The 25,927-nt window shown below is 39.6% G+C and carries 27 protein-coding genes; 23 read left to right on the top strand and 4 right to left on the bottom strand.

The window, feature by feature from the left end:
• The first annotated feature begins 7 nt into the window (after positions 1-7).
• Genes NST97_RS07245 through NST97_RS07230 form a run of 4 tightly spaced genes read left to right on the top strand, consistent with a single transcriptional unit; the run spans position 8 to position 2,231 of the window.
• Complete coding sequence (locus NST97_RS07245; RefSeq protein ID WP_066250550.1) at positions 8-577, top strand: nicotinate-nucleotide adenylyltransferase; 570 nt, start codon at positions 8-10, stop codon at positions 575-577.
• Positions 567-1,127: a bis(5'-nucleosyl)-tetraphosphatase (symmetrical) YqeK gene (gene yqeK, locus NST97_RS07240; RefSeq protein WP_063388011.1), complete on the top strand. Its 561-nt coding sequence runs from the start codon at positions 567-569 to the stop codon at positions 1,125-1,127. Before NST97_RS07245 ends, yqeK begins: the two co-directional genes overlap by 11 nt.
• A 13-nt stretch (positions 1,128-1,140) precedes the next feature.
• Positions 1,141-1,494 (top strand): ribosome silencing factor, encoded by a 354-nt coding sequence (rsfS, locus tag NST97_RS07235; protein WP_063388012.1) that lies wholly within the window; start codon positions 1,141-1,143, stop codon positions 1,492-1,494.
• Positions 1,482-2,231, top strand: a complete 750-nt coding sequence (locus tag NST97_RS07230) for a class I SAM-dependent DNA methyltransferase (RefSeq protein WP_341343082.1) — start codon at positions 1,482-1,484, stop codon at positions 2,229-2,231. Before rsfS ends, NST97_RS07230 begins: the two co-directional genes overlap by 13 nt.
• 72 nt (positions 2,232-2,303) lie before the next feature.
• Here the strand turns inward: NST97_RS07230 and comER are convergent, their stop codons facing one another.
• The gene (gene comER / locus NST97_RS07225) at positions 2,304-3,128 is read right to left on the bottom strand and encodes a late competence protein ComER (protein WP_341343081.1); all 825 of its coding nucleotides are present in this window, start codon (positions 3,126-3,128) and stop codon (positions 2,304-2,306) included.
• A 95-nt stretch (positions 3,129-3,223) separates the two neighbouring features.
• On the opposite strand from comER, the gene NST97_RS07220 reads away from it, so the two are divergent.
• Genes NST97_RS07220 through NST97_RS07210 form a run of 3 tightly spaced genes read left to right on the top strand, consistent with a single transcriptional unit; the run spans position 3,224 to position 6,842 of the window.
• Positions 3,224-3,913 carry a helix-hairpin-helix domain-containing protein gene (locus NST97_RS07220; RefSeq protein ID WP_341343080.1) on the top strand — a complete coding sequence of 230 codons (690 nt, stop codon included), beginning with the start codon at positions 3,224-3,226 and terminating at the stop codon, positions 3,911-3,913.
• A gap of 33 nt (positions 3,914-3,946) precedes the next feature.
• On the top strand, positions 3,947-4,507 hold the full coding sequence (locus NST97_RS07215) for a ComE operon protein 2 (protein ID WP_063388016.1): 561 nt from the start codon (positions 3,947-3,949) through the stop codon (positions 4,505-4,507).
• Positions 4,508-4,532: 25 nt separating this feature from the next.
• On the top strand, positions 4,533-6,842 hold the full coding sequence (locus NST97_RS07210; RefSeq protein WP_341343079.1) for a DNA internalization-related competence protein ComEC/Rec2: 2,310 nt from the start codon (positions 4,533-4,535) through the stop codon (positions 6,840-6,842).
• A gap of 100 nt (positions 6,843-6,942) precedes the next feature.
• Here the strand turns inward: NST97_RS07210 and NST97_RS07205 are convergent, their stop codons facing one another.
• Positions 6,943-7,074: a YqzM family protein gene (locus tag NST97_RS07205; protein WP_065095531.1), complete on the bottom strand. Its 132-nt coding sequence runs from the start codon at positions 7,072-7,074 to the stop codon at positions 6,943-6,945.
• Between the two features lie 289 nt (positions 7,075-7,363).
• Between NST97_RS07205 and holA the strand changes: the two genes are divergently transcribed.
• Positions 7,364-8,416: a DNA polymerase III subunit delta gene (holA, locus tag NST97_RS07200; protein WP_063388017.1), complete on the top strand. Its 1,053-nt coding sequence runs from the start codon at positions 7,364-7,366 to the stop codon at positions 8,414-8,416.
• Positions 8,417-8,431: 15 nt separating this feature from the next.
• On the opposite strand, the gene rpsT is transcribed toward holA, so the two are convergent.
• A complete protein-coding gene (gene rpsT, locus NST97_RS07195; protein ID WP_063388018.1) occupies positions 8,432-8,698 on the bottom strand; it encodes a 30S ribosomal protein S20 in 267 nt (88 codons plus the stop codon).
• 195 nt (positions 8,699-8,893) lie between these two features.
• Between rpsT and gpr the strand changes: the two genes are divergently transcribed.
• From gpr to deoC, 13 genes are all read left to right on the top strand, one after another.
• Entirely contained in the window at positions 8,894-9,988 is a 1,095-nt protein-coding gene (gene gpr, locus NST97_RS07190; protein ID WP_063388171.1) for a GPR endopeptidase, read from the top strand.
• Between the two features lie 74 nt (positions 9,989-10,062).
• Positions 10,063-11,232, top strand: coding sequence for a stage II sporulation protein P (gene spoIIP / locus NST97_RS07185; RefSeq protein WP_063388019.1), 1,170 nt, complete (start codon positions 10,063-10,065; stop codon positions 11,230-11,232).
• Between the two features lie 23 nt (positions 11,233-11,255).
• The gene (locus tag NST97_RS07180) at positions 11,256-11,603 is read left to right on the top strand and encodes a DUF3679 domain-containing protein (RefSeq protein ID WP_063388020.1); all 348 of its coding nucleotides are present in this window, start codon (positions 11,256-11,258) and stop codon (positions 11,601-11,603) included.
• Between the two features lie 184 nt (positions 11,604-11,787).
• Positions 11,788-13,617 carry a translation elongation factor 4 gene (lepA, locus tag NST97_RS07175; RefSeq protein ID WP_339193118.1) on the top strand — a complete coding sequence of 610 codons (1,830 nt, stop codon included), beginning with the start codon at positions 11,788-11,790 and terminating at the stop codon, positions 13,615-13,617.
• 63 nt (positions 13,618-13,680) lie between these two features.
• Positions 13,681-14,826, top strand: a complete 1,146-nt coding sequence (hemW, locus tag NST97_RS07170; RefSeq protein ID WP_130157923.1) for a radical SAM family heme chaperone HemW — start codon at positions 13,681-13,683, stop codon at positions 14,824-14,826.
• An 81-nt stretch (positions 14,827-14,907) separates the two neighbouring features.
• Positions 14,908-15,933, top strand: coding sequence for a heat-inducible transcriptional repressor HrcA (gene hrcA, locus NST97_RS07165; protein WP_063388023.1), 1,026 nt, complete (start codon positions 14,908-14,910; stop codon positions 15,931-15,933).
• Positions 15,934-15,985: 52 nt separating this feature from the next.
• A complete protein-coding gene (gene grpE, locus NST97_RS07160; protein WP_232515773.1) occupies positions 15,986-16,618 on the top strand; it encodes a nucleotide exchange factor GrpE in 633 nt (210 codons plus the stop codon).
• A 33-nt stretch (positions 16,619-16,651) separates the two neighbouring features.
• Positions 16,652-18,484, top strand: coding sequence for a molecular chaperone DnaK (gene dnaK, locus NST97_RS07155; protein WP_063388025.1), 1,833 nt, complete (start codon positions 16,652-16,654; stop codon positions 18,482-18,484).
• A gap of 142 nt (positions 18,485-18,626) precedes the next feature.
• Positions 18,627-19,757: a molecular chaperone DnaJ gene (dnaJ, locus tag NST97_RS07150; protein WP_341343078.1), complete on the top strand. Its 1,131-nt coding sequence runs from the start codon at positions 18,627-18,629 to the stop codon at positions 19,755-19,757.
• 18 nt (positions 19,758-19,775) lie between these two features.
• Positions 19,776-20,711 carry a 50S ribosomal protein L11 methyltransferase gene (gene prmA / locus NST97_RS07145; protein WP_063388027.1) on the top strand — a complete coding sequence of 312 codons (936 nt, stop codon included), beginning with the start codon at positions 19,776-19,778 and terminating at the stop codon, positions 20,709-20,711.
• An 11-nt stretch (positions 20,712-20,722) separates the two neighbouring features.
• Positions 20,723-21,478 carry a 16S rRNA (uracil(1498)-N(3))-methyltransferase gene (locus NST97_RS07140; protein ID WP_340787958.1) on the top strand — a complete coding sequence of 252 codons (756 nt, stop codon included), beginning with the start codon at positions 20,723-20,725 and terminating at the stop codon, positions 21,476-21,478.
• A 5-nt stretch (positions 21,479-21,483) separates the two neighbouring features.
• Positions 21,484-22,830, top strand: coding sequence for a tRNA (N(6)-L-threonylcarbamoyladenosine(37)-C(2))-methylthiotransferase MtaB (mtaB, locus tag NST97_RS07135; protein WP_066250569.1), 1,347 nt, complete (start codon positions 21,484-21,486; stop codon positions 22,828-22,830).
• 69 nt (positions 22,831-22,899) lie between these two features.
• Complete coding sequence (deoC, locus tag NST97_RS07130; RefSeq protein ID WP_063388030.1) at positions 22,900-23,559, top strand: deoxyribose-phosphate aldolase; 660 nt, start codon at positions 22,900-22,902, stop codon at positions 23,557-23,559.
• 73 nt (positions 23,560-23,632) lie between these two features.
• On the opposite strand, the gene NST97_RS07125 is transcribed toward deoC, so the two are convergent.
• Complete coding sequence (locus tag NST97_RS07125; RefSeq protein WP_144596759.1) at positions 23,633-24,580, bottom strand: Na/Pi symporter; 948 nt, start codon at positions 24,578-24,580, stop codon at positions 23,633-23,635.
• A 342-nt stretch (positions 24,581-24,922) separates the two neighbouring features.
• On the opposite strand from NST97_RS07125, the gene rpsU reads away from it, so the two are divergent.
• Positions 24,923-25,096 (top strand): 30S ribosomal protein S21, encoded by a 174-nt coding sequence (gene rpsU, locus NST97_RS07120; protein WP_063388032.1) that lies wholly within the window; start codon positions 24,923-24,925, stop codon positions 25,094-25,096.
• 19 nt (positions 25,097-25,115) lie between these two features.
• Entirely contained in the window at positions 25,116-25,562 is a 447-nt protein-coding gene (locus tag NST97_RS07115) for a GatB/YqeY domain-containing protein (RefSeq protein WP_063388172.1), read from the top strand.
• Positions 25,563-25,927: the final 365 nt, after the last annotated feature.

Here is a 25,927-nt window from a genome sequence, read left to right as displayed (position 1 = left end):
GGAAAAATTGGGTAAAATCGGAATTTTTGGGGGGACATTTGACCCGCCCCATAACGGACATTTATTAATGGCCAATGAGGTTCTTCATTCTCTTAATCTGGACAAAATATGGTTTATGCCGAACAATATTCCACCCCATAAACAAAAGGAGCCGGTGACAGAAACACACCACCGGGTAAATATGCTGAAAAGAGCAATTGAAGGAAATCCATTTTTTCAAGTCCAATTAATTGAACTTGAAAGAGAGGGTCCGTCTTTTACGTATGACACAGTGAAAATATTGAAAGAAAGATATCCAAACGAAGAATTTTATTTTATTATTGGATCAGATATGATTGAAAATTTGCCTCATTGGCATCGAATAGAGGAATTGATGGATATGGTGCAATTTGTCGGCGTGAAACGTAACGGATACTCGAATGAGAGCACATTTTTCGTAAAAGAGGTGGAAGTTCCTCAGTTTGATGTTTCCTCTACAATGATCAGAGAGCGATTGAAAAACGGACAAGCGGTGGACTATCTTCTGCCCAAAAAAGTTATTCAATATATAGGGGAGAATCGATTATATGGAACGTGAAAAAGCGTTAGCAGTTGTGGAAAAGGCGATAACGAAACAGCGTTATCAACATACTTTAGGCGTAATGGAGACAGCCATCAGTTTGGCAAAGCGGTACGGCGCCGATGTGAAAAAGGCAGAATTAGCAGCTATTTTTCATGATTATGCCAAATTTCGGCCAAAAGATGAAATGAGAAAAATTATTATTGAACAAAATATGCCGAAGGACTTGCTGGAATATAATACAGAACTTTGGCATGCACCTGTTGGCGCCTATTTAGTCGAGAAGGAAGTCGGCATTTCTGATAAAGAAATTTTAGATGCGATCCGCTACCATACATCCGGAAGAGAAAACATGACTCTTCTTGAAAAAGTGATTTATTTAGCTGATTATATTGAACCGGGTAGAAGCTTCCCCGGAGTCGATGAAGTCAGGGAATTGGCACAAAAAGATTTAAATGAAGCGCTCGTTCAGTCGATATCCAATACGATTGCATTTTTAATGAAGAAAAAGCAGCCGATTTACCCTGAAACGTTTAAAACTTATAATGCGCTCGTAATGAAAAATTGAAGGAGTGAAGTGGATGAATTCGCGTGATATTCTAGCTTTAACTGTTAAAGCAGGCAGCGATAAAAAAGCAGAAGATATCGTAGTATTAAACATGCAAGGAATCTCTCTAATAGCTGATTATTTTATGATATGCCATGCGAATAACGAAAAAAATGTGCAAGCAATTGCCAGAGAAATGAAAGAGAAAGCGGAGGAAAACGGAATTCCCGTCAAGCGTCTCGAAGGGTTTGATGAGGCAAAATGGGTTCTCATTGATTTAGGAGATGTCGTTGCTCATGTTTTCCACAGGGATGAAAGAAGCTATTATAATTTAGAAAAATTATGGGGAGATGCTCCACGCGAAGAAGTGAGCGAGTGGTTAGCTTGATTTATAAGCATTTTGCATCTGTGTACGACCGATTAATGAAAGATGTTCCTTATGATGAATGGGCGCAATTTTTGCATCAAGCGATTCAACGATATGGAAACGGCGGGAACCGGGTGCTAGATTTAGCTTGTGGAACAGGAGAAATATCGTATAGGATGGCAGAGCTTGGGTATGAGCTAACAGGTGTCGATCTCTCCGGAGAAATGCTCGCCGTTGCCCAGGAAAAGATGATGAAAAAAGGGTTTGATGCGCTCTTTATTGAACAAGATATGAGGGAGCTTAAAGGCTACGAGCCTTTTGATGCGGTGTTATTAAATTGCGATTCCATCAACTACTTGCTGAAGGAAGAGGATGTGGTCAAAACGTTTCAAGCCGTATACGACCACTTGAACCGAAACGGCTTATTTCTGTTTGATGCCCATTCTGTTCATAAAATGGAGAAAATATTTAAACATGCTGTATTCGCTGATAATGATGAGGATGTCAGCTATATTTGGAAATGCTTTGACGGTGAATATCCAAACAGTGTCATTCATGAATTAACCTTCTTTGTGAACAATGGAACGGATTATGTACGGTTGGATGAAGACCATTATCAAAGAACTTTTTCAATTTCTGAGTACCGACATATGTTGGAAAAGTGCGGCTTTACGATCGTTGACATAACGGATGGAATTTTTCAAAGCCCGGACATCGAGCAGGCGGAACGAATATTTTATATTGCGAAAAAAAGTTGAAACCATCGAATGTAATTTTTTTTCGATGGTTTTTTTCATTTTAGCAGGAATTTTCATGAGCCCTGCAGAATATTATTCATTGTCAAATTGATGCCTCACTTTTTGTAAATCTTCATCAAATTTTGCATGGGTGCTTTGAAATAAATGATGAAACATGTCGCCTAGTTCATTTTCAAGCACTTTAATCCCCTCTCCGGTAACTCCCCCTTTTACGTGCACTTTTTCCTGCAATGTCGGAAGCGTGTAATACCCGCTTTCAAGCAGCTTGCCTATGCCGATCATCATCTCGTTTGCTAATTGAACCGCATCCTCTTTCGAAATGTCTGTTTCCGCCTCAGCAGCTTCAATAAATTTTTGTAGCAAAAAGCTGAAAAAAGCCGGTCCGCAGCTGACGATATCAGATGCAACACGGGTAATGTTATTTTCTATTAAGATTGGCTTTGATATTTTTTCAAACATGGAAAGAATGATATTTCTTGTATGTTCGCTGCATCTATTTCCAAATGTCAGCAAAGCAGCTCCCGCTTTAGCCCTGTTTGTTATGCTTGGTATGACTCGGGCTACTTGGCATGGAACAGCCGATTCGATTTGCTCGACTGAAATCGGGCTCGTAATGGAAATTAAACATTGATGTTCTTGTAAACCAGTTTTCAGTTCCTTTAAAAGGGGGTGTATATCTAAAGGCTTAACGCATAGAAATATGAAATCGCTTTGATGAACGACCTCTATACTTGATGTACAAACATGTATTTCAGGATATTTCCGTTTGATGGCATATGCCTTTTGAATCGTTCTATTCGTTATAAACAACGATGAGGGTGTTGATACTTTTGCCTCGCAAAAAGCTTCAATGAGAATACGCCCCATATTGCCGGTTCCTATAAACCCTATTTTCACTTTTCACCCCTCCTTTTTTTAACATTGTTCTCCTACACGATATGTTCTGCTGCCTTATTTTATGAATGAATATTTAGAAAGGGGAATTCATGTGTATGAACCATTTCCTTTTTATAAAAAAGTATGGGGTTTTTTTGTTAATCATTTTCGCTGCCATTTTGTTTTTTATCATCAACAACTGGCGTGATTCAAACGAGATCGAAGTTTCCGATGAACCATTGCTGGAAACGGATGAACGAACGCCGATGCAAAAAAGCAGAGAAGGTGATGACGAAGAAGAGAATGAGCGCCGTAACGAACAGACGACGATGATTTTTATTGATATAAAGGGGGCTGTTCGTAAGCCTGGTGTTTATGAATTGCCGTCATCCAGCAGGGTGTTTGAAGCAATCGAAAAAGCTGGAGGAATGAATGACCAGGCAGACGGAAATCGTGTGAATCTGGCCAGAAAGCTAACAGACGGTATGGTTGTTTATGTGCCAAAGCTAGGCGAAAAAATTGACGAAAATGCTCTTATGGATGAAAGCGGCGCAAATGCTGATGCTTTACAAAGACCGCAAGAGAAAGAAAAAATCAATATTAATACGGCGACAAAGGAAGAGCTGCAAAAATTAACGGGAATCGGCCCTGCAAAAGCGGAAGCAATTATCGCACACCGTGAAGAAAACGGGCCGTTTCAAAAAGAAGAGGATTTACTGGAGGTTACCGGTATAGGAGAAAAAACGTTTGAAAAGATCAAAAATGAGATTAGCGTTGACGAACATGAAGACTTGTCGATAAACTGAAAAAGAATGTTTACAAAATTCGGAGGGGTAAAAGTGGATCGAATTTCTTGGAATCATTATTTCATGGCGCAAAGCCATTTGCTTGCGCTGAGAAGCACATGTACAAGGCTTGCTGTCGGTGCTACGATTGTCCGCGATAAACGGATTATTGCAGGGGGATATAACGGCTCGATCGCAGGAGGAGTCCACTGTATTGATGAAGGCTGCTATGTGATTGATAACCATTGTGTTCGAACGATCCATGCGGAGATGAATGCGATATTGCAATGCGCCAAATTTGGAGTGGCAACAGCAGGAGCGGAAATTTACGTCACGCATTTTCCATGCTTAGCTTGCACAAAAGCGATTATTCAAGCGGGTATTCAAAGTGTATATTATGCAAAAGATTACAAAAATCATCCATATGCAATGGAATTATTTGAACAAGCAGGTGTTCATATAGAAAAAGTCGCATTCGATGAAACGACTTTGGATTTAAAAAATGAAGAAAAGCGCGAATATGTTGAGCAGCTTTTAAATGCTTTAAAACATCTCGGCGTATCAGAAACGGACTTGAAAAAATGGAATGAACAAGCCCGTCAACTTTTCGGCTGATCTAATCGAAAAGGAGGTTATTTTTTTGAGAGGCCAGTGGGCATATGTCGCGATTTCCGCATTGTTGGCGATTGTTTCCGCTACCTCTTTTCCTTCCCTTCTTCCTTTTTTCATTTTTGCTGCACTTCTTTTTTTCTTATGGCTTCAACATAAAAGGAAATTAGCTTTCATCGTTGCTTGCTCGTTTTTGTTCATGCTTCCATATTTTCATTGGTATGATCAACAAAATAAAACAAATTATCACGAAGGCATGTTATCAGCAAAAGGAAAGGTAATCTCCTCTCCTGAAATCGACGGGGATCTGATGACATTTGCGGTCGAGACGAATCAGGGAGAAAAGCTGACGGCCCGTTATACATTGAAAACAAAACAAGAGATGAAAAGTACAAATAATATACGGCCAGGTGATATATGCAATTTTTCAGGAAAGCTTGAAAAACCGAAAAATAACACAAATGAAAATGCGTTTAATTATAAGCGCTATTTGTATTTTCAGCAAATCCACTGGCTGTATAAGCTCGACAAAATCGGGCATTGTACATATAAGCCGTCATGGAAAGATCATTTGGAAAATTACCGGCAAAAAATGATTGAATGGATTCATCATAAATTTCCAGAAAAAACAGCCGGCTTCGTCCTTGCTTTGACGGTAGGCTATCAGAACAATATTCCAGAAGAAGATCTTGCCGCTTATCGAAAGCTAGGGATTGTTCATATTCTTTCGATTTCAGGTCTTCACGTAAGCATATTAATCGCCTCACTTTACATCTTCCTTTTGCGGCTGGGCATTTCAAAAGAACAAACCATTATGATTTTGATTTGCTTCCTCCCCTTTTATGCATTGTTAACAGGAGGTGCTCCGCCTGTCGTCCGCGCCTCTCTTATGGCAGCGCTGATCATGGGAGGAACACTTTTTAAACAAAATATGCCCCTTTCTGATTCAATCTCATTCAGCTTTCTTCTCATGACATTTCTTGACCCGTATGAAGTTTTTCATCTTGGATTTCAGCTTTCTTACGCAGTCACATTTTCGCTAATTTTATCAAGACAAATCTTTCAAAAATGCAGGAATTCATTGCAATTGTTGGCAGCAGTTTCATTTGTTGCCCAAACTGCTTCACTGCCGATTATATGCTACTATTTTTATCAATTTTCTCTATTGAGCTTTATCATGAATATTATGTTTGTGCCGCTATACACGTTCTTTTTGCTGCCGCTTACCATGATCACTCTCATTTTAACCGTAATTTCTTCTTCCATCGGTTCAATATTTGTTTCCCTTCTTCACACTTCTTTTACTTTGTCGTCCAAAACAGCATTATTTTTCAGTAATTTGCCTTTTTTCATGATAACAACTGGAAAACCGACTGTTTATTTATTTTTGCTGCAATGCGTCATTTTTATTGCTGTTTTCTTTCAAATGGAGCATAAGCCGATGAAAAAATGGGGAAAACCGATATTGTGCAGCAGCTTGCTCACTGCATTGCTTTTGATAGCAGGAAAAATGACCATGCCGGGAGAAGTAACAGTTCTTGATGTCGGACAAGGAGACAGCATTTTTATTAGAGAGCCCGGCTTAGGTAACAGTTATTTAATTGATACAGGAGGAATGGCTGTATTTGAAAAAGAAAGCTGGCAGATGCGAAAAAAACCGTTTTCCATCGCATTGGACGTCCTGATCCCTTATTTTCAGTCGAAAGGGGTAGAGGAAATTGAAATTTTGTTTTTAACTCATGGAGACTATGACCATATCGGCGAGTCATTAACCTTAATCAAACAATTTCGAGTAAACAAATTGGTTATTCCAAAATATTTTTCCAGAGAAGAGCTTGAAAAGCAAATAGTAAAAGAAGCGAAAAATCGAGGAATTGAAATATTTGAATTAGAAGCAGGAGATCGGATCACAGGCAGAACAGCTTTCCACGTTCTCTCTCCTTTCACAAAATCGGATTCTAAAAATAATGATTCTCTCGTCCTAATGGCAAAAATAGGCGGGTTGCGCTGGCTGTTTACCGGTGATCTTGAAGAAAGTGGAGAGCGGCACATGATTAAACAATATCCAAAAATGACTGCGGATGTGGTCAAAATCGGGCATCATGGAAGCAGAACTTCGACTAGCGATATATTTTTACAAACAATTGATCCGAAGATCGGGGTCATTTCAGCAGGAAGAAACAATCGTTTCGGACATCCTCATCAAGAAGTATTGAATCGATTAAAAAAACAAAACGTATCCATTTTTCGTACAGATCAACTGGGTGCTGTCCAATACAAATATCGAAAGTCTCAAGGAACCTTTTTATTCTACCCGCCATACGATACATTAACAAAATAGGGCAGTTTTGACAGCTTGAAAATGGAGAGATGATTGGACGGCTGGGTCCGGATTGTACAAGGAGCAAAAAGAAAGAGACTGCCGTTTGCAGCCTCTCTCTTTACGAGCCGATCAATTTAATCGCTGTTGCAATGATAAACAATGTGGCAAAAAAGCCAAAAGAAACAATAAAACCGACGGCAGAATCAACAGCATCATTACGTTTGCTTACATTTTGTTCAAATTCGTTCATCTATACCCCTCCTCATCGTCATAAGTAGTATAAGCGATTTCAGCAAAAAAATCTACATTCTTAAAAATGATTCATGTTAACGATTAACAACTATATTCTTTTTCGAAAGGGAGAATATATGAATGGGTAATCGTTTTTTTGTAAGTGTCCCGGGGCTTACAAAAAAACGTTCATATAAATCGGAGGATTGGTTTCGCTGCCAATTCTCCATTATGTTGAAGTGTTGCGAAAAAAATTTTTTCCATATATGATGAATGAAGCACACTTCATTTTTTAGGGGAATCTTAAGATGATTGTCGATTTATGGAATTCATTTAAAAAGAAACAATTTCAGTCTCTTTATTTATTTTATGGAAAAGAATCATTTTTATTAAATGAAACAATTCGCAAATTGTTAACCGAGGCAATTAGTGAAGACGAACGGGAATTTAATTATTCCGTCTATGATATGGAAGAAACAAATATAGAAACGGCTGTTGAAGATGGGGAAACGATGCCGTTTTTAGGTGAACGCAGGATGGTTGTTGTGAAAAATCCTTATTTTTTGACGAGCGAAAAGAAAAAAGAAAAAGTGGAGCATAATCTTAAAAAACTTGAACAATATGTAGAAAATCCTGCCCCGTTTACTGTTTTTGTCTTTTTGCTTCCACATGAAAAAATTGATGAAAGAAAAAAGCTGACAAAACAAATAAAGAAAGCGGCAACAGTAGTTGAAATGAATTCCTTTTCAGAAGAGGAAACAGTCAAATGGATAAAGGAAAAAGCGGAAGCAGAAAATGTGGCGATGGAAAAAGAAGCGATCGATGAGCTTATGGAAAAAACATCTGGTAACTTAATGATCATAGATAAAGAGATGGAAAAATTATGTGCATATGTTGGAAGCGGAAATAAGTTGACTGCAGAAATGGTCAAGCAGCTCGTTGCACGCTCGCTTGAACAAAATGTTTTTGATTTAATTGATGCCGTCGTCAAAAAGAAAACAGAAGAAGCCTTTAAAATTTTTTATGATTTGTTAAAAATAAACGAAGAACCGATTAAAATTTTAAGCCTCCTTACACAACAATTCCGTCTATTATATCAAGTGAAGCAGCTTTCGAAATCCGGTTACGGACAGGATCGGATGGCGTCATCCTTAAAGGTTCATCCGTTTCGCATTAAGCTGGCTTTAAAACAGGAGAAGCAGTTTTCTGCCAGTGAATTGCAGAGCATCATAAAAGCTCTTGCGGAGACAGATTTTGAAATAAAAACAGGAAAAAAAGATAGACAATTAGCGTTAGAGTTTTTGCTGCTGAAGCTGTTTCAGCAAGAAAAAAAGCAATCAACAAGCGGGATAAAAGCTTGATGATTGCTTTTATTTTTATGCTGATAAGCTGTTTAATTTTTTAGCTAAGCGTGATTTGAAACGAGCGGCTGCATTTTTATGAATGATTCCTTTGGAAGCAGCTTTATCAATTTTTTTCGCAGCTACTTTAAACGCTTCTTTTGCTTGTTCAACATCTTTATTTACAACGTACGCTTCAAACTTTTTAATTGCTGTACGCATAGCCGATTTCATTGATGTATTGCGGGCACGGCGTGTTTCATTTGTTTTCATTCGTTTAATAGCGGATTTAATGTTAGCCATTGTTTCACCTCCTACTGACTATATAAAATCAAAGCTGCCGCATTCTTTTTTGGATATAGAACAAAAGTTATTCTATCAAACGGTTTTTTCTTTTGCAATACTAATGTAAATGAAATCCCCCTTTGAAGCTAAGAAATGGGATGAAATAAAATGACTTTGGAAAAAATAGATAAAAATGAACTTGGGGTGACAATGATGAACAACGCGCTTGATTTAAGCAAATATTCAATCAGAACCGATTTGGCGCTTGAAGCGAGAGATTTGGCTCTTGAAAAAAAGAAAGAAATGGAAGGGGTCATCGTTCAAGAAGAAGAGGAAGACGGTATGAAAATTGTCCATATGGACATTACGGATAAAGGTGCTGAGACAATCGGCAAAAAGAAAGGTAAATATTTAACGCTGGAAGTGCAGGGAATCCGCAATAAAGATACCGAACTGCAGGAAAAAGTAATCAAAATGTTTGCAAAGCATTTCAGTTCTTTTTTGGAACAGCTGCAAATTTCTAAAGATGCAAGCTGCTTAGTGGTCGGTCTTGGCAATTGGAATGTCACTCCAGATGCTTTAGGCCCTTTAACATGTGAAAATTTATTGGTCACAAGACATTTGTTTCAACTTGAACCAGAAAACGTCAAAGAAGGCTATCGACCTGTCAGCGCCCTTGCACCAGGAGTGATGGGGCTAACGGGAATTGAAACATCTGATATTATAACGGGAGTTGTAAAACAATCAAAACCTGACTTCATTATTGCCGTTGATGCATTAGCTGCAAGATCAATAGAGCGTGTAAACAGCACAATACAAATTGCCGATTCCGGCATCCATCCTGGATCCGGCGTAGGAAACAAAAGAAAAGAATTGAGTGTGGACACGATAGGCGTTCCGGTTATATCAATCGGAATTCCGACAGTAGTTGATGCTGTAACGATAACCAGTGATACGATTGATTTTATATTAAAGCATCTCGGCAGAGAAATGCGGGAAGGAAATCGCCCAAAAAATGCGTTGGCTCCGTCTTGGTTTAGCTTTGCTGAAAAAAAGAAGCTGACGGATGAAGATTTGCCTGAGGAAAAAGAGAGAAAGCAGTTTTTAGGGATAATCGGTACCCTGGAAGAAAATGAAAAGAGAATGCTGATTCATGAAGTGCTGAGTCCACTTGGACATAATTTAATGGTAACACCAAAAGAAGTAGATATGTTTATTGAAGATATGGCGAATGTGCTTGCGAGCGGTTTAAACATGGCGCTCCATTCCGCGGTGAATGAAGAAAATACCGGGGCTTACACACATTAAAAACAAAGTAAAAGTTCTATTCCTCCCAGTGCTGTCATACATATTTTGTAGACAAGCCTTGGAGGAGGATTTTCATGAAGCATCGCAGAATGGTCGTAACAGTTGATAGGACAAGCTTAAAAAAAATCATCTTAGCGGGATTTTTTTTAATCATTTTTATGTTTTTCATTACAGGGCTTTTGACGTCGATTAAGATTGAATATCGTCCCGCCTCTAGTTCTATTCATGAAATCACGGGAAATATAAACGGCAGAATGTTTCTTCATTTATTAAACTTTGAAAACCATTATTTTTCTCAAGGATTAGAAGAAAGTAAACCGGATTTTTCAGTTTCTTCCGTCCTTTTTCAATTAACGACAAGCATAAATCCTGATGATCCGCGCAGCTTGCTCGGACGGGAGCTTCCAGGGTTTACTTTGTTCGATGGCGACATCATTGTGGCTGGAGAAGGGACGAATTATACGAACATGCCGATTGAATCCGCTCCCCCGACAGAAGTGCTTTTAGAGGAAAGGGAAGCTTCGATTGACAAGCTTGAAGATGTGGAAGGCGAGGAAAAGCCAAAACAGTCTCCTAACTTAACAACAAATGGAAAAAAAGTCGTATTTATTTATCATACTCACACGACCGAATCTTATTATCCTTTATTAAATGGGGCAAAATCTCCTTTTCATTCAAAGGCGAATGTCACATTAGTCGGAGAAAAGTTTGGACAGGAGCTTGAAGAAAGAGGAATAGGAGCGGTTGTGGACAAAACGAATTTTCAAACTGTATTAAATGAGAAAAAATGGAAATATTACAAATCATATGATGCATCAAGACCTGTTGTTCAAGAAGCATTGGCATCGAATCGAGATCTTCAATACATTTTCGACATCCACCGTGATTCACAAAAAAGGGATAAAACAACCATTACGATTAATGGAAAGAGTTATGCCAAAATTGCATTTGTGATTGGCGGGAATAATCCAAATGCTGATAAAAATAAAAAAATTGCACAAAATTTGCACAAATTGTTTGAAAAGAAATATCCGGGCTTAAGCCGTGGTGTGTTTTCCAAAAAAGGCGAAGGAGTTAACGGCGTTTACAATCAAGACTTATCAGAGAATTCGCTGCTGATTGAATTCGGGGGAGTTGATAATAACATGGAAGAACTCAGCAGAACTGTCGAAGCGGTTGCAAACATATTTAGCGAATATTATTGGCAGGCAGAAAAGGTGAGCGGGAGCGTTCAAAACGAGTGACGGCTTGAAAGGAGGAATGTTTGATGGCGAAGTTTATGGCCAAAAGTCTGCTTCTAACCTTCATTATGTTTTTAGGAGTAATAATTGGCATACAGCAAGCGAGCCATGGCATTCAACAAATGAGAGGCTATGAGACGGAAGAGACAGTCGAAGCCGTTCAACTAAAGCAAAAGGACGACGGAAAACTGGAAGCCACGATTTTGGGAAATCAAGTGACAAGCCACGATTTACAAAAAAAGCAGGAGCAGCTTGAAAAAATAGAGGCATTCAATTTCTTCTCTCAAATTGGAAAATCGCTTGCGAATCTAGTGCAAAAAGGAACGTCAGCGATCATTGAAGGAATATTGGAGCTGATTGAAGCATACACCTAAACAAATTTAAAAGAAAGACTTGAAGCAATCCGCAGGTCTAGTCTATTTCAAAACAGGGTTCAGACAGTCATTCTGATCCCTGTTTTGCGTATTCAATCACAGAATAAATTTTCATTGAATCTCCAATTTTCTACTGATATAATCAAAGCTAGTGTAGTTGGCTAGTAGGAGTGGTGACAAAAATATGAAAAGGGAAGAAAAATTAGAACGCCAGAAGAGAATTCGCAATTTTTCCATCATTGCTCATATAGATCACGGGAAATCAACACTAGCTGACCGGATTCTGGAAAAAACAGCTGCTGTTACCCAAAGGGAAATGAAAGAGCAGCTGCTCGATTCGATGGATCTTGAACGCGAAAGAGGTATAACAATTAAACTGAATGCGGTTCAGTTATCATATAAAGCGAAAGACGGGAATGAATATATTTTTCATTTAATTGATACCCCTGGACATGTTGATTTTACGTATGAGGTTTCGAGAAGCTTGGCTGCCTGTGAAGGCGCCATTTTAGTTGTGGATGCGGCGCAAGGGATCGAAGCGCAAACGCTGGCGAACGTCTATTTAGCGATTGACAACGACTTAGAAATTTTGCCTGTTATTAATAAGATTGACTTGCCGAGCGCTGAGCCTGAACGAGTGCGACAAGAAATTGAAGACGTGATTGGGCTTGATTCTTCTGAGGCTGTGTTGGCATCAGCAAAAGCAGGAATCGGCATCGAAGAAATTTTAGAACAAATTGTTCACAAAGTCCCAGCTCCGCAAGGTGACCCAGACGCACCGCTCAAAGCGCTTATATTTGATTCTCTGTATGATGCATACCGTGGAGTTGTTGCTTATATACGCATTTTTGATGGTACGGTAAAAGTCGGAGACCGTATAAAAATGATGGCGACGGGGAAAGAATTTGAAGTAACGGAAGTCGGTGTTTTCAAGCCAAAAGCGCATCCTGTACAGGAGCTCACGGTTGGCGACGTCGGTTATTTAACGGCTTCCATTAAAAATGTCAGTGACACACGAGTTGGTGATACGATCACTAGCGCTGTCAATCCGGCTGCCGAGCCTCTGCCGGGGTACCGAAAATTAAATCCGATGGTCTTTTGCGGGATGTATCCAATAGATACGGCAAAATACAACGATTTACGTGATGCTCTTGAAAAATTGCAGCTGAATGACTCCGCATTGCAATTTGAACCTGAAACATCGCAAGCGCTGGGCTTTGGATTTCGCTGCGGCTTTTTAGGTCTGCTGCATATGGAAATCATCCAAGAGAGAATTGAAAGGGAATTTCATATTGATTTAATTACGACGGCTCCTAGCGTTATTTATCATGTTTATTTAACAGACGGCAGCATGGTTCAAGTTGATAACCCTTCGAACATGCCGGATCCGCAAAAAATTGACCGAATAGAAGAGCCTTATGTGAAAGCCGGGATTATGGCTCCAAACGACTATGTTGGTGCGGTGATGGAGCTTTGCCAAGGAAAACGCGGCCAATTCATAGATATGCAATATTTGGATGAAACGAGAGTCAATATTGTTTATGAAATCCCCCTTTCGGAAATCGTTTATGATTTTTTTGATCAGTTGAAATCAAGCACAAAAGGGTATGCATCGTTTGACTACGAACTCATTGGCTACAAACCTTCAAAACTTGTGAAAATGGATATTCTTTTAAACGGGGAGAAAATCGATGCTTTATCCTTCATTGTTCATCGTGACAGCGCCTATGAACGCGGCAAAGCTATCGTTGAAAAATTAAAAGAGCTTATTCCAAGGCAGCAATTTGAAGTTCCTGTTCAGGCTGCAATTGGAAACAAGGTCATCGCACGTTCAACGATTAAAGCTTTACGTAAAAATGTGTTGTCAAAATGTTACGGTGGAGATGTGTCGCGTAAACGGAAGCTTCTTGAAAAACAAAAAGAAGGAAAAAAACGAATGAAACAAGTCGGCTCTGTCGAAGTGCCGCAAGAAGCCTTCATGGCTGTGCTGAAAATGGATGAAAACCAAAAATGATGTTGACGAGTGCCGCAGCCATTGCTGCGGCATTAGCGCTTTGGAAAGGCAGGAGAATGAAAAATGGCTGAAGCCGCGTATATTCATATCCCGTTTTGCGAACAAATATGCCACTACTGTGATTTCAATAAATTTTTTTTACAAAACCAGCCTGTTGATGACTATTTGCAAGCACTGCGTTTGGAAATGATAAAGGCAATGGAGGATCAAGTATTAAATGAAGAATTAAAAACGATATTTATCGGCGGCGGTACGCCTACTTCCCTGTCAGCCAAACAGCTCGATCATTTAATGGAGAGCATACATCAAACTTTGCCGATGCAATCCGTAGTTGAATTTACAGTTGAATGCAATCCAGATCAATTAACGATGGAAAAGCTGTCTGTATTGAAAAACGCCGGAGTCAATCGCCTATCCATCGGAGTGCAAGCCTTTCAAGATTCATTACTGAAAAAAATTGGAAGGACTCATAATAAAGAAACAGTTTTTCAAGCAGTTGAACGGGCAAGATCGCTAGGCTTTGAAAATATTAGCATAGATCTTATGTACGGTCTACCCGGCCAAATGATAGAAGAATGGAAAGAAACTCTTTCCGTTGCATTTTCATTAGAGGTCCAGCATATGTCTGCTTATTCCCTAATCGTAGAACCGAAAACGGTGTTTTATAATTTAATGCGAAAAGGAAAGCTTTTGCTTCCTTCTCAAGAGGAAGAGGCGTTTATGTATGAGACCGTTATGAATGAAATGGAACGGCACGGATACCATCAGTATGAATTAAGCAATTTCGCACGCAAAGGCTTTGAAAGCAAACATAATTTAACGTATTGGCATAATAACCATTACTATGGATTTGGAGCTGGAGCACACAGCTATTTGGACGGGATCCGGCGGGAAAACGCTCGACCGCTGAAGAAATATATTGAAATGATTTATAAAAATAATGGAACGGCTTTTGTTTCGGAGAATATGCTAACAAAAGAAGAAATGATGGAGGAAGAAATGTTTCTTGGATTGCGGACGATCAGAGGGGTTTCCAAAAAACGGTTCCGAGATAAATACGGATTAGATGTTGGGGAAGTATTTGGCCCGCAAATTGAAGAACAATTAAGAAAAGGTCTTTTATCTGAAAGTGCATCACATCTTTTTTTAACAAGAAAAGGAATGCTTTTAGGCAATGAAGTATTTCAAGCATTTCTCGCAGTTAGTTAATTGACAATTCTTCTTTCATTTGATAACTTTATCATAGAATTAGCACTCGAGTAATATGAGTGCTAACAGAGGTGATGTTCCTTGCTGACAGATCGTCAATTATTAATTTTGCAAATTATAATTGATGATTTTATTCAATATGCTCAGCCGGTTGGCTCCCGTTCTTTATCGAAAAAGGAATCGATTACGTTCAGCTCGGCTACAATCCGAAATGAAATGGCGGACTTGGAAGAATTAGGATTGATTGAAAAGACCCATACGTCATCAGGCAGAGTGCCGTCCGAAAAAGGGTATAGATACTATGTCGACCATTTATTGTCACCAAAAAAATTAACGAAAAAAGAAATTATGGCGATAAGATCCATTTTCGCCGAGAAAATATATGAATTAGAAACGCTTGTTCAAAAATCAGCTCAAATTTTATCTGAGCTTACAAGCTATACAGCGATTGTTTTAGGTCCGAAAGTTTCGGAGAACCGACTCAAACGTTTGCAAATCGTTCCAATTAACGAAGATAAGGCGGTTGCCATATTTGTAACGAACACAGGCCATGTTGAGAATAAAATGATTACTTTTCCAGAAAAAATAGACATGAGTGAACTGGAAAAAATTGTAAATATTTTAAATGAAAAGCTTGCTGGCGTGCCTCTAAGCGAATTAAAGGATAAAATATACAAGGAAATTGCAAACATTTTACGGAAGCATATTAGAAATTATGATATTTTATTAAAATTGATTACTGGCACGCTGAATGTAGGTCACGAAAAAATATATTTCGGAGGAAAAACGAATATTTTGAGCCAGCCGGAGTTCCGCGATGTCTCTCAAATTCAAACATTTTTAGATTTCATAGAACAAGAAGATGAACTGTATGATTTGCTAAAGACAAACCCGTCAGGCATTACGGTGAAAATTGGCACGGAAAATAAAATATCTGCTATGGAAAACTGCAGCTTAATTACTGCCACCTATTCAATTGGCGAGAAGCAAATCGGCACAGTCGCGGTGCTCGGCCCGAAACGAATGGATTATTCAAGGGTCATCAGCCTTTTAAAATTTTTCTCGAAAGATTTATCACAAGTTTTAACAAAGCTATATCAAGGATAGGATGGGGGAATTCTCCATCCCTTTTCCTTTGCACTTTAAGGGAGGTGAAATGATGGCAAACGATCAGACTGAAAAAGAACAAACAATCCAAGAAGAAGTTGAATACAATAACGAGAAAGCCGAAAACGAGAAAGAAGAAATGCCTGATCAAGAAGAATTGCGCCAAGAGGGCAGCCAAGAGGAAAAAGGTGAAGACCAATCTTCTTCAAATGCTGAAGAGGAATTGGTGAAAGCGAATGAAAAGATCGCTGAGCTTGAGGCAAAGCTGGAGGAAATGGAAAATCGCATGCTCAGAGCTCAGGCCGATTTTGAAAATTTTCGCCGGCGCAGCAGGCTTGATATGGAAGCACAGCAAAAATATCGTGCGCAAAGTTTAATATCAGATCTTTTGCCTGCTATTGATAACTTTGAACGGGCGTTGAAAATTGAGGCAGAGGATGAAAAAACAAAATCCGTTTTGCAGGGCATGGAAATGGTTTACCGTCAGATCCTTCAAGCACTTGAAAATGAAGGAGTTGAAGTGATCGAAGCGGTTGGGAAACCGTTTGATCCGCACCTTCATCAAGCGGTAATGCAAGTGAAAGACGAAAATTTCGAATCCAATGTTGTTGTGGAAGAGCTGCAAAAAGGCTACAAACTGAAAGACCGGGTTATTCGACCGTCTATGGTAAAGGTTAATGAGTAATTACATATGATAATTAGCAGGAGGTTGTGATATATGGGTAAAATCATCGGTATTGACTTAGGAACAACGAACTCTTGTGTAGCGGTTCTAGAGGGCGGCGAACCGAAAGTGATTCCAAACCCAGAAGGAAACCGGACGACACCGTCGGTTGTTGCATTTAAAAACGGCGAGCGTCAAGTAGGTGAAATTGCAAAACGCCAAGCGATCACGAATCCAAATACAATTATTTCTATTAAACGCCACATGGGAACTGACTACAAAGTGGAGATTGACGGAAAAAAATATACGCCGCAGGAAATTTCTGCTATTATTTTGCAGCATTTAAAATCGTATGCAGAAGATTATTTAGGGGAAAAAGTAGAAAAAGCTGTCATTACTGTTCCTGCCTATTTTAACGATGCTCAGCGCCAAGCAACAAAAGATGCAGGAAGAATAGCCGGTCTTGAAGTTGAACGGATTATCAATGAGCCGACTGCAGCTGCTTTAGCTTACGGTCTTGACAAAATGGATGAAGATCAAACCATTTTAGTTTATGACTTGGGCGGCGGTACATTTGATGTGTCCATTCTTGAACTTGGGGACGGTGTTTTTGAAGTAAGAGCAACAGCGGGCGACAACCATCTCGGCGGTGATGACTTTGACCAAGTCATTATTGACTATTTAGTAGATCAATTTAAAAAAGAAAATGGCATTGATCTTTCCAAAGACAAAATGGCTCTGCAAAGATTGAAGGATGCTGCGGAAAAGGCGAAAAAAGACTTATCAGGCGTAACATCAACACAAATTTCTTTGCCGTTTATTACTGCAGGTGAACAAGGACCGCTTCATCTGGAAGTGACATTAACGCGGGCAAAATTTGAAGAATTGTCTGCGCATCTTGTAGAAAAAACTATGGGTCCTGTTCGCCAAGCATTGAGCGACGCTGGTTTAACGAAAAACGATATCGATAAAGTAATTTTAGTCGGAGGCTCCACTCGGATTCCTGCTGTTCAAGAAGCGATTAAAAAGGAAATTGGCAAAGAGCCTCATAAAGGCGTTAACCCGGACGAAGTCGTTGCGTTAGGTGCTGCAATTCAAGGCGGTGTCATCACAGGTGATGTGAAGGACGTTGTGCTCCTAGACGTTACTCCATTATCGCTTGGAATTGAAACGATGGGCGGAGTGTTTACAAAACTGATTGAACGGAACACTACGATCCCAACGAGCAAGTCGCAAATCTTTTCAACTGCTGCTGACAACCAAACTGCGGTCGATATTCACGTTCTGCAAGGGGAACGTCCGATGGCTGCTGACAATAAAACATTAGGACGCTTCCAATTAACAGATATCCCGCCTGCGCCGCGAGGAGTGCCGCAAATCGAGGTAACGTTTGATATCGACAAAAACGGAATTGTGAACGTAAGTGCTAAGGATTTAGGAACTGGAAAAGAACAAAAAATTACAATTAAATCATCCACGGGATTATCCGAAGAAGAAATTGAGCGCATGATTAAGGAAGCGGAAGAAAACGCTGAAGCTGACAAAAAACGAAAAGAACAGGCAGAATTGAGAAATGAAGCTGACCAGCTTGTCTTTACGACAGAAAAAACATTAAAAGAGCTGCAAGGAAAAGTTGACGAAGCAGAAGTGAAAAAAGCAAACGAAATAAAAGATGCATTAAAAGAAGCGATTGATAAAAATGATTTCGATCAAATAAAAGCGAAAAAAGAAGAACTTCAAGAAATCGTTCAGAACCTTTCTGTAAAACTTTATGAGGAAGCGGCTAAACAAGCACAGACAAATAATCAACAAAATAATTCTGAAAACAAAAATAAAAATGACGATGATGTGATTGACGCTGAATATAAAGAAGTAGATGACAAATAAAATGTTTTAATCTGAAAATGGATAAGTCAAAGTCAGGCATGTCTTGACTTTGACTTTTTTCAGTAAAGGCGGTTAACAGTTGCTTTCTTCCGTTTGTCAATGTTAAAATTTACTCTATGTGAGAAATCGGGAGTGTGAATATATGGCGAAGCGTGATTACTATGAGGTGCTTGGAGTTAGTAAGAACGCAACAAAAGAGGAGATTAAAAAAGCCTATCGCAAGCTGTCCAAAAAATATCATCCGGATATTAACAAAGACCCAGACGCGCCCGAAAAATTCAAAGAAGTAAAAGAAGCGTATGAAGTGTTAAGCGACGACACAAAAAGAGCCCAATATGACCGCTACGGTCATGCAGGTGCTACTCAAGGCTTCGGCGGCTTTAACGGTGAAGAATTTGAAGCGGATTTCGGGGGATTTGGATTTGATGACTTATTCAGTTCGATCTTTGGCGGAGGAAGAAGAAGAGATCCGAATGCTCCTCGAGCAGGTGCAGATATTCAATATACGATGACGATTTCATTTGAAGAAGCTGCGTTCGGAAAGGAAACGACAATTGAAATTCCTAGCGAAGAAACATGTGATACTTGCCACGGTTCAGGAGCGAAACCTGGTACTACTCCGGAAACTTGTCCGCATTGCGGAGGTTCGGGTCAAATCAGCTCAGAGCAGCGAACAGCTTTTGGTGTTTTTGTGAATCGGCGCGTTTGTTATCAATGTAACGGAACAGGTAAATTTATCAGACATCGCTGTACAACTTGTGGCGGCAGCGGAAAAGTGAAGAAACGCAGAAAAATCCAAGTAAAAATTCCAGCTGGTGTAGATGACGGTCAGCAGCTCCGCATACAAGGGAAAGGAGAGCCGGGAATTAACGGCGGTCCATCAGGTGATTTATATATTGTTTTCCGCGTACAGGAACACGAATTTTTCGTCCGCGATGGTGATGACATCTATTGTGAAATGCCGCTGACATTCGCACAAGCTGCGCTTGGAGATGAGATTGAAGTTCCTACTTTATACGGTAAAGTGAAATTAAAAATACCTGCAGGCACGCAGACAGGCCGAAAATTCAGACTGTCTGGAAAAGGGATCAAAAATGTTCACGGCCATGGCATAGGAGATCAATATGTAACTGTTCGCGTCGTTACACCAACTAACCTTACGGAAAAACAAAAAGAATTGCTGCGGGAATTTGCGGCTATCAGCGGGAATCAACCTGATGTACAGGAAGAAAGTTTTTTTGATAAAGTGAAGCGGGCGTTTAAAGGAGATTAAAGGATTGGGGTTACTAAAATGAAGTGGTCAGAGATTAGCATCCACACAACGGAAGAAGCGGTTGAACCTATCTCTAATATTTTACATGAAGCGGGTGCTGGTGGAGTAGTTATTGAAGATCCGTATGATCTTATAAAAGAAAGAGAAGATCAATATGGAGAAATATATCAGCTTGATCCTGAAGACTATCCTGATGAAGGTGTCATCATTAAAGCGTACCTTCCCGTGAATAGCTTTTTAGGCGAGACGGTGGAAGGGATAAAAGAACGGATAAATAACCTGCTGTTGTATGATATTGATTTGGGGCGGAACCATATTACAATTAGTGAAGTCAATGAGGAAGAATGGGCTACCGCTTGGAAGAAATATTACCGTCCTGTGAAGGTTTCAAAAAAATTTACGATTGTCCCCACATGGGAGCTGTATGAACCTGCTCACACCGATGAACTGATCATTGAATTGGATCCTGGTATGGCGTTTGGAACTGGAACCCATCCAACAACAGTTCTCTGCATACAAGCACTTGAAAAAAAGGTGCAAAAGGGAAATATTGTAATTGATGTCGGTACAGGGTCAGGCGTATTGAGCATCGCGAGTGCTTTGCTGGGGGCCGATAAAGTCATCGCACTTGATTTGGATCCAGTTGCAGTGGACAGCGCGCGATTAAATGTTAAATTGAATAAAGTGCAGCATCTTGTTCAAGTCAAGCAAAACAATTTGTTGGACGATATCGATGTTAAAGCAAACGTAATTGTTGCAAACATATTAGCTGAAGTCATATTGCGATTTGTTCGTGATGCGCATGAGCGTTTAGAAAACGGCGGTTATTTTATTACTTCCGGAATTATTCAAAACAAAAAACACGAAGTGGAGCAAGCTTTAATCGAAGCTGGTTTTACGATTGAAGAGACGATGACGATGGAAGATTGGGTCGCCTTTATCGCAAAAAAATAGAGGGATTGAAGATGCAGCGTTATTTTATTCATTATGCAAAAAAAGAATTAACTGATATTATTGACATCACCGGGGAAGATGTCCACCACATTTCCCGGGTGATGCGGATGAAACAGAATGATCAAATTATATGTGTAACAAAGGATGGATATTCAGCCCTTTGCCAAATTGTTCAAATATCTGCCGATAAAGTATGCTGTTCCATTTTAGAGTGGATCGAGAACAATTCAGAGCTTCCGGCAAAAGTGATATTAGCGAATGGGCTGCCTAAAGGGGATAAATTGGAGCTCGTCATTCAAAAAGGGACGGAGCTTGGTGCTTCCAAGTTTATCCCTTTTAATGCTGCTCGTTCAATTGTAAAATTAAATGAAGGTAAAATAAATAAAAAATTAGAGCGGTGGAATAAAATTGCGAAAGAAGCTGCGGAACAGTCACATCGGACCATAATTCCTGAGGTGACGAAGCCAGCTTCATTAAAGGATGTCATTTCTTATGCTGCATCAGCCGATGTAAAAATTGTCGCTTATGAAGAGCATGCAAAAAAAGGTGAAACGAGCAATTTATTTCGTGCTTTAAATTCTTTGCAGCGGGGAGGATCATTATTCGCTGTTTTTGGACCAGAAGGAGGTTTTACAGCCGAGGAGATTAAGCAGTTATCCGATAACGGCTTTCTTTTATGCGGGCTAGGTCCGAGAATATTGCGGGCGGAAACGGCTCCTCTTTATTTATTATCTGCAGTATCCTATCATTTTGAACTGTCGAGGTGAAAAACATGCCGACTGTTGCTTTTCATACATTAGGATGTAAGGTAAATCATTATGAAACAGAAGCTATTTGGCAGCTATTTAAAGAAGCGGGATATGAGCGCCGGGATTTTGAAGCGATTGCGGATGTATATGTCATTAACACTTGTACGGTGACGAATACAGGTGATAAAAAAAGCCGCCAAGTAATACGGAGAGCGATCCGCAAAAACCCTGACAGTGTTATTTGCGTTACAGGTTGTTATGCGCAAACGGCACCCGCAGAAGTCATGGCCATTCCTGGGGTTGATATCGTTGTCGGTACACAAGATCGAAAAAAAATGCTCGATTATATTGAGCAGTTTAAGAAGGAGCGCCAGCCGATCAACGGTGTGACAAACATTATGAAAGCTCGGGTATTCGAGGAGATGGACGTACCTTCCTTTACAGACCGGACGCGGGCGTCTTTAAAAATACAAGAAGGCTGCAATAATTTTTGCACGTTTTGTATTATTCCTTGGGCACGCGGTCTCATGCGGAGCCGGGATCCAAAAGAAGTGATTAAACAGGCTCAAAAGCTGGTGGATGCTGGATATAAAGAAATTGTTTTAACCGGCATCCATACAGGAGGATATGGGGAAGATTTAAAAGATTATAATTTTGCGCAGCTTCTTCGCGATATTGATTCTGAAGTGAAAGGATTAAAGCGGCTTAGAATTTCTTCAATTGAAGCGAGCCAAATAACTGATGAAGTAATTGAAGTGCTGAAAACGTCCGATAAAATTGTCCGCCATTTGCATATACCGCTTCAATCAGGATCAAACAGCGTCTTAAAGCGGATGCGCCGTAAATATACGACGGAATTTTATGCTGAGCGTCTGAAACGGCTGCGGGAAGCTTTGCCTGGGCTTGCGGTAACTTCTGATGTGATTGTAGGTTTCCCAGGTGAAACGGAAGAAGAATTTATGGAAACATACAACTTTGTTAAAGAACACCGTTATTCTGAGCTTCATGTTTTCCCTTATTCGAAGCGGACAGGAACACCAGCTGCCCGAATGGAAAATCAAGTTGACGAAGACATAAAAAACGAACGCGTACACCGGCTGATCGCATTAAGCGATCAACTAGCAAAAGAATATGCCTCAAAATTTGAGGGACAAGTACTGGAGGTTATTCCAGAAGAACCTTATAAAGAAGCTCCAGACAGCGGCAAATATGAAGGATATACGGACAATTATTTAAAAGTTGTTTTTCCGGCGACGAAAGAGATGGTTGGGAAAATTGTGAAGGTGAAATTAACTAAGGCTGGCTATCCATATAATGAAGGACAAGTAGTCCGTATAGTCGATGAAGACTATTTACAGAAGTCTTCTTAATCTAGCTTTTTCTTGTGTAAAACAGACTTTGATGTAAGCTGTACCACTTTTTATGAAGGGAGCCTTCTCATGAAAAGGGATATTGCGAAGTATATTGACCATACTGTTTTAAAGCCGGATGTCACGCAGGCAGATATTGAAAAGCTTTGTTTTGAGGCGAAGGAGTACGGATTTGCATCTGTCTGTGTTAACCCCGTATGGGTGGAAACAGCAGCTAATTTGCTGCAAAAATCAGATGTGAAAGTTTGCTCAGTGATTGGTTTTCCGCTTGGAGCAACAACTACTGAAGTAAAGGCATATGAAACGACAGAGTTGGTTCAAAAAGGTGCAGCGGAATTAGATATGGTGATAAACATCAGCGCATTAAAGGATCAGCGTTATCATGCAGTTGAAGAAGATATTCGTGCTGTCGTTGAAGCGGCAAACGGAAAAGCTTTGATAAAGGTGATTATTGAAACATGTCTATTAAATGTTGATGAGAAAAGAAAAGCGTGTGAGCTAGCTGTAAAAGCCGGAGCAGATTTTGTCAAAACATCGACAGGATTTTCTACCGGTGGTGCAACAGTTGACGATGTGAAGCTTATGCGTGCAGTAGTAGGTCCGAAATTCGGCGTGAAAGCATCTGGCGGAATCCGCGATTATAAAACTGCGATCATGATGATAGAAGCCGGTGCGACAAGAATTGGTACTAGTTCTGGAGTGGCGATTATAAAAGGAAGTGAACGTTAATCTATTATAATCACAGAATTGCTGGATTTTTTACATTTAGTTTAAAAAAGTTTTCCCGCAGTTTGTTGCGGGATTATTTTTTTATCCATGCTGAAATAGTTTTTGTCCACCATAATACAAAATTTGCATATTGATTCGCAAACGGGAGAATGATTAAAGAAGTTATCAAGTTAAAAATCAGACTAAAGTGAGCGATTTGGAAATCTGGTTCATTTGTTAACAATTTTAAATTATTTGCGAAAAAAGGAATAAGCGGAACGAACAGGATCACTCCAAACACATTCAGCCAAAGATGGGCAAAAGCAGTATATTTCGCTTCTTGTTTAGAGCCGATCGAGGCCAATAAAGCTGTAATGCAGGTGCCGATATTTGCGCCGAGAACAAAAGCTAATCCTGTTTCTAATGGCAGCAGCTGTTCGTTCATAAAGCTCATGACAATTCCGATTAATGCAGTTGATGATTGAATAATTCCGGTGAAGACCGCGCTTATTCCGACAGAAAAAAGCAAATGGTCACTCGATTTGGCAAGCAGATCAGACATAACCTGCAGGTCAGACAAAAGAAAAGCAGCTTTTTCAAACCCGTTCAAAGCTAAAAAAATACACGATATGCCGAAGCATGAACAGCCTAATGAAAATAAAATTCTGTTTTTAAAAAGCATGAGAAGAAGAGAAATTGCAAACATCATCCCTAAATAGTCATCTATTTCAACGGCTAGAAATTCGGTCGTAAAGGTCGTCCCGACATTGGAACCTAAAATAATTCCAATTGCATCTTTAAACTTTAACAAACCAGCGGAAACAAAACTAACTGTAATCACCATCACTAGAGAACTGCTATGAACAAGAGCTGTTGCAATCATGCCGGTTAGAAAGGATTTGATTGGGGCGTTCGTGCAGTTGTACAGCCATTTCTCCAGCTGCCTATGGGACATTTGCTGAAATCCGTATTTCATCATTGCCATTCCGCAAAAAAATAAAAGGAAACAAGAAAAAAATAATAACAGCAATTGCATTCCCATGAAAACCACCTCATCAACAGTCTATGGACAAGGTGTCACAATAAGACCTTATGAACGAGTAATTTTTTTCAATCGAACTAGTTATATTTTTTCAGACAGCTGTTTAGCGGCTTTCAAACGATCTTGAATCATTTCCTTATATACATGATGAATTTGGAAATTCTTCCATACAAAAGCTGATATAAAACAGTCTTGTAAACCTGTCCGATAAAAAAAAGTCATAAGGAATAGGAAAGATGTTTTGAACATTGACCAAATAAATCGATTATATTATACTAACTTAGTAAATGTTCTTTTTGATAAGGAACATGAACTGGCTTTGTTCGGAGGGAGGGAAAAAGGATGTCTAAAACGATCGTACGTAAAAACGAATCGCTTGAGGATGCTCTTCGCCGCTTCAGACGCCAAGTATCAAAAACTGGTACTTTGCAGGAATATAGAAAGCGCGAATTTTATGAGAAGCCTAGCGTAAGACGCAAGAAAAAATCTGAAGCTGCAAGAAAGCGTAAATATTAAAAGAGGGTGTATATTGATTATGGGTCTTCTTGAGCGTTTAAATCAAGATATGAAGCAAGCGATGAAAAATAAAGAGAAAGATCGCCTTTCAGTCATTCGCATGGTAAAAGCATCCTTGCAAAATGAAGCGATTAAACTCGGAAAAAGTGAGTTGACTGAAGAAGAGGAATTAACGGTACTTTCTCGAGAATTAAAGCAACGTAAAGACTCCCTCCAAGAATTTGAAAATGCAGGTCGTTCAGATTTAGTTGAAAAAGTGAAAGCTGAAATTGCAGTAATAACTGAATATATGCCTGAGCAATTATCTGAAGAGGAATTAATACAAATTATTAAAACAACAATTTCGGAAGTGAACGCAACGTCCAAATCCGATATGGGGAAAGTAATGGGAGCCGTTATGCCAAAAGTAAAAGGAAAAGCAGATGGCTCGCTTGTCAATAAATTGGTTCAGGATTTGCTTTCATAATTCGAGTAAAAAGCTTGCCGCTTTCTATGTGCGGCAAGCTTTTATGTTTTTGCAGCGGATTCATCCTATGGACTGCGGCAGTCGATTAATGAATGTAGCTGCCTTGCAATTCATCAATAGTGGTTCTGTTGTTGATAGCTAGCTTGTCGGCGAAAGAATATAGCTGCTATGCAAATGTCCGCAAAAAATTGAGCAGAGGGCAACAATGAAGGAAAACATTCGGAAAGGCTGATCTTCATGAAGATTATCGGGAAAATACGGCGGCAATAAAGGAAAACCTCTCGAAAAGGGAGCACATGTCTATCTGGCTGTGAGAACAGGAAAAACGACAGCACTATTTGCTCTGAAAGGGAAAGGATTTATTT

This window comes from Aeribacillus sp. FSL K6-1305 (genome assembly GCF_038050115.1).
Classification (GTDB): Bacteria; Bacillota; Bacilli; order Bacillales; family Aeribacillaceae; genus Aeribacillus; species Aeribacillus composti.
Note: the sequence above shows the minus strand (reverse complement) of the source record. Positions and strands in the feature narration are given on the sequence as shown.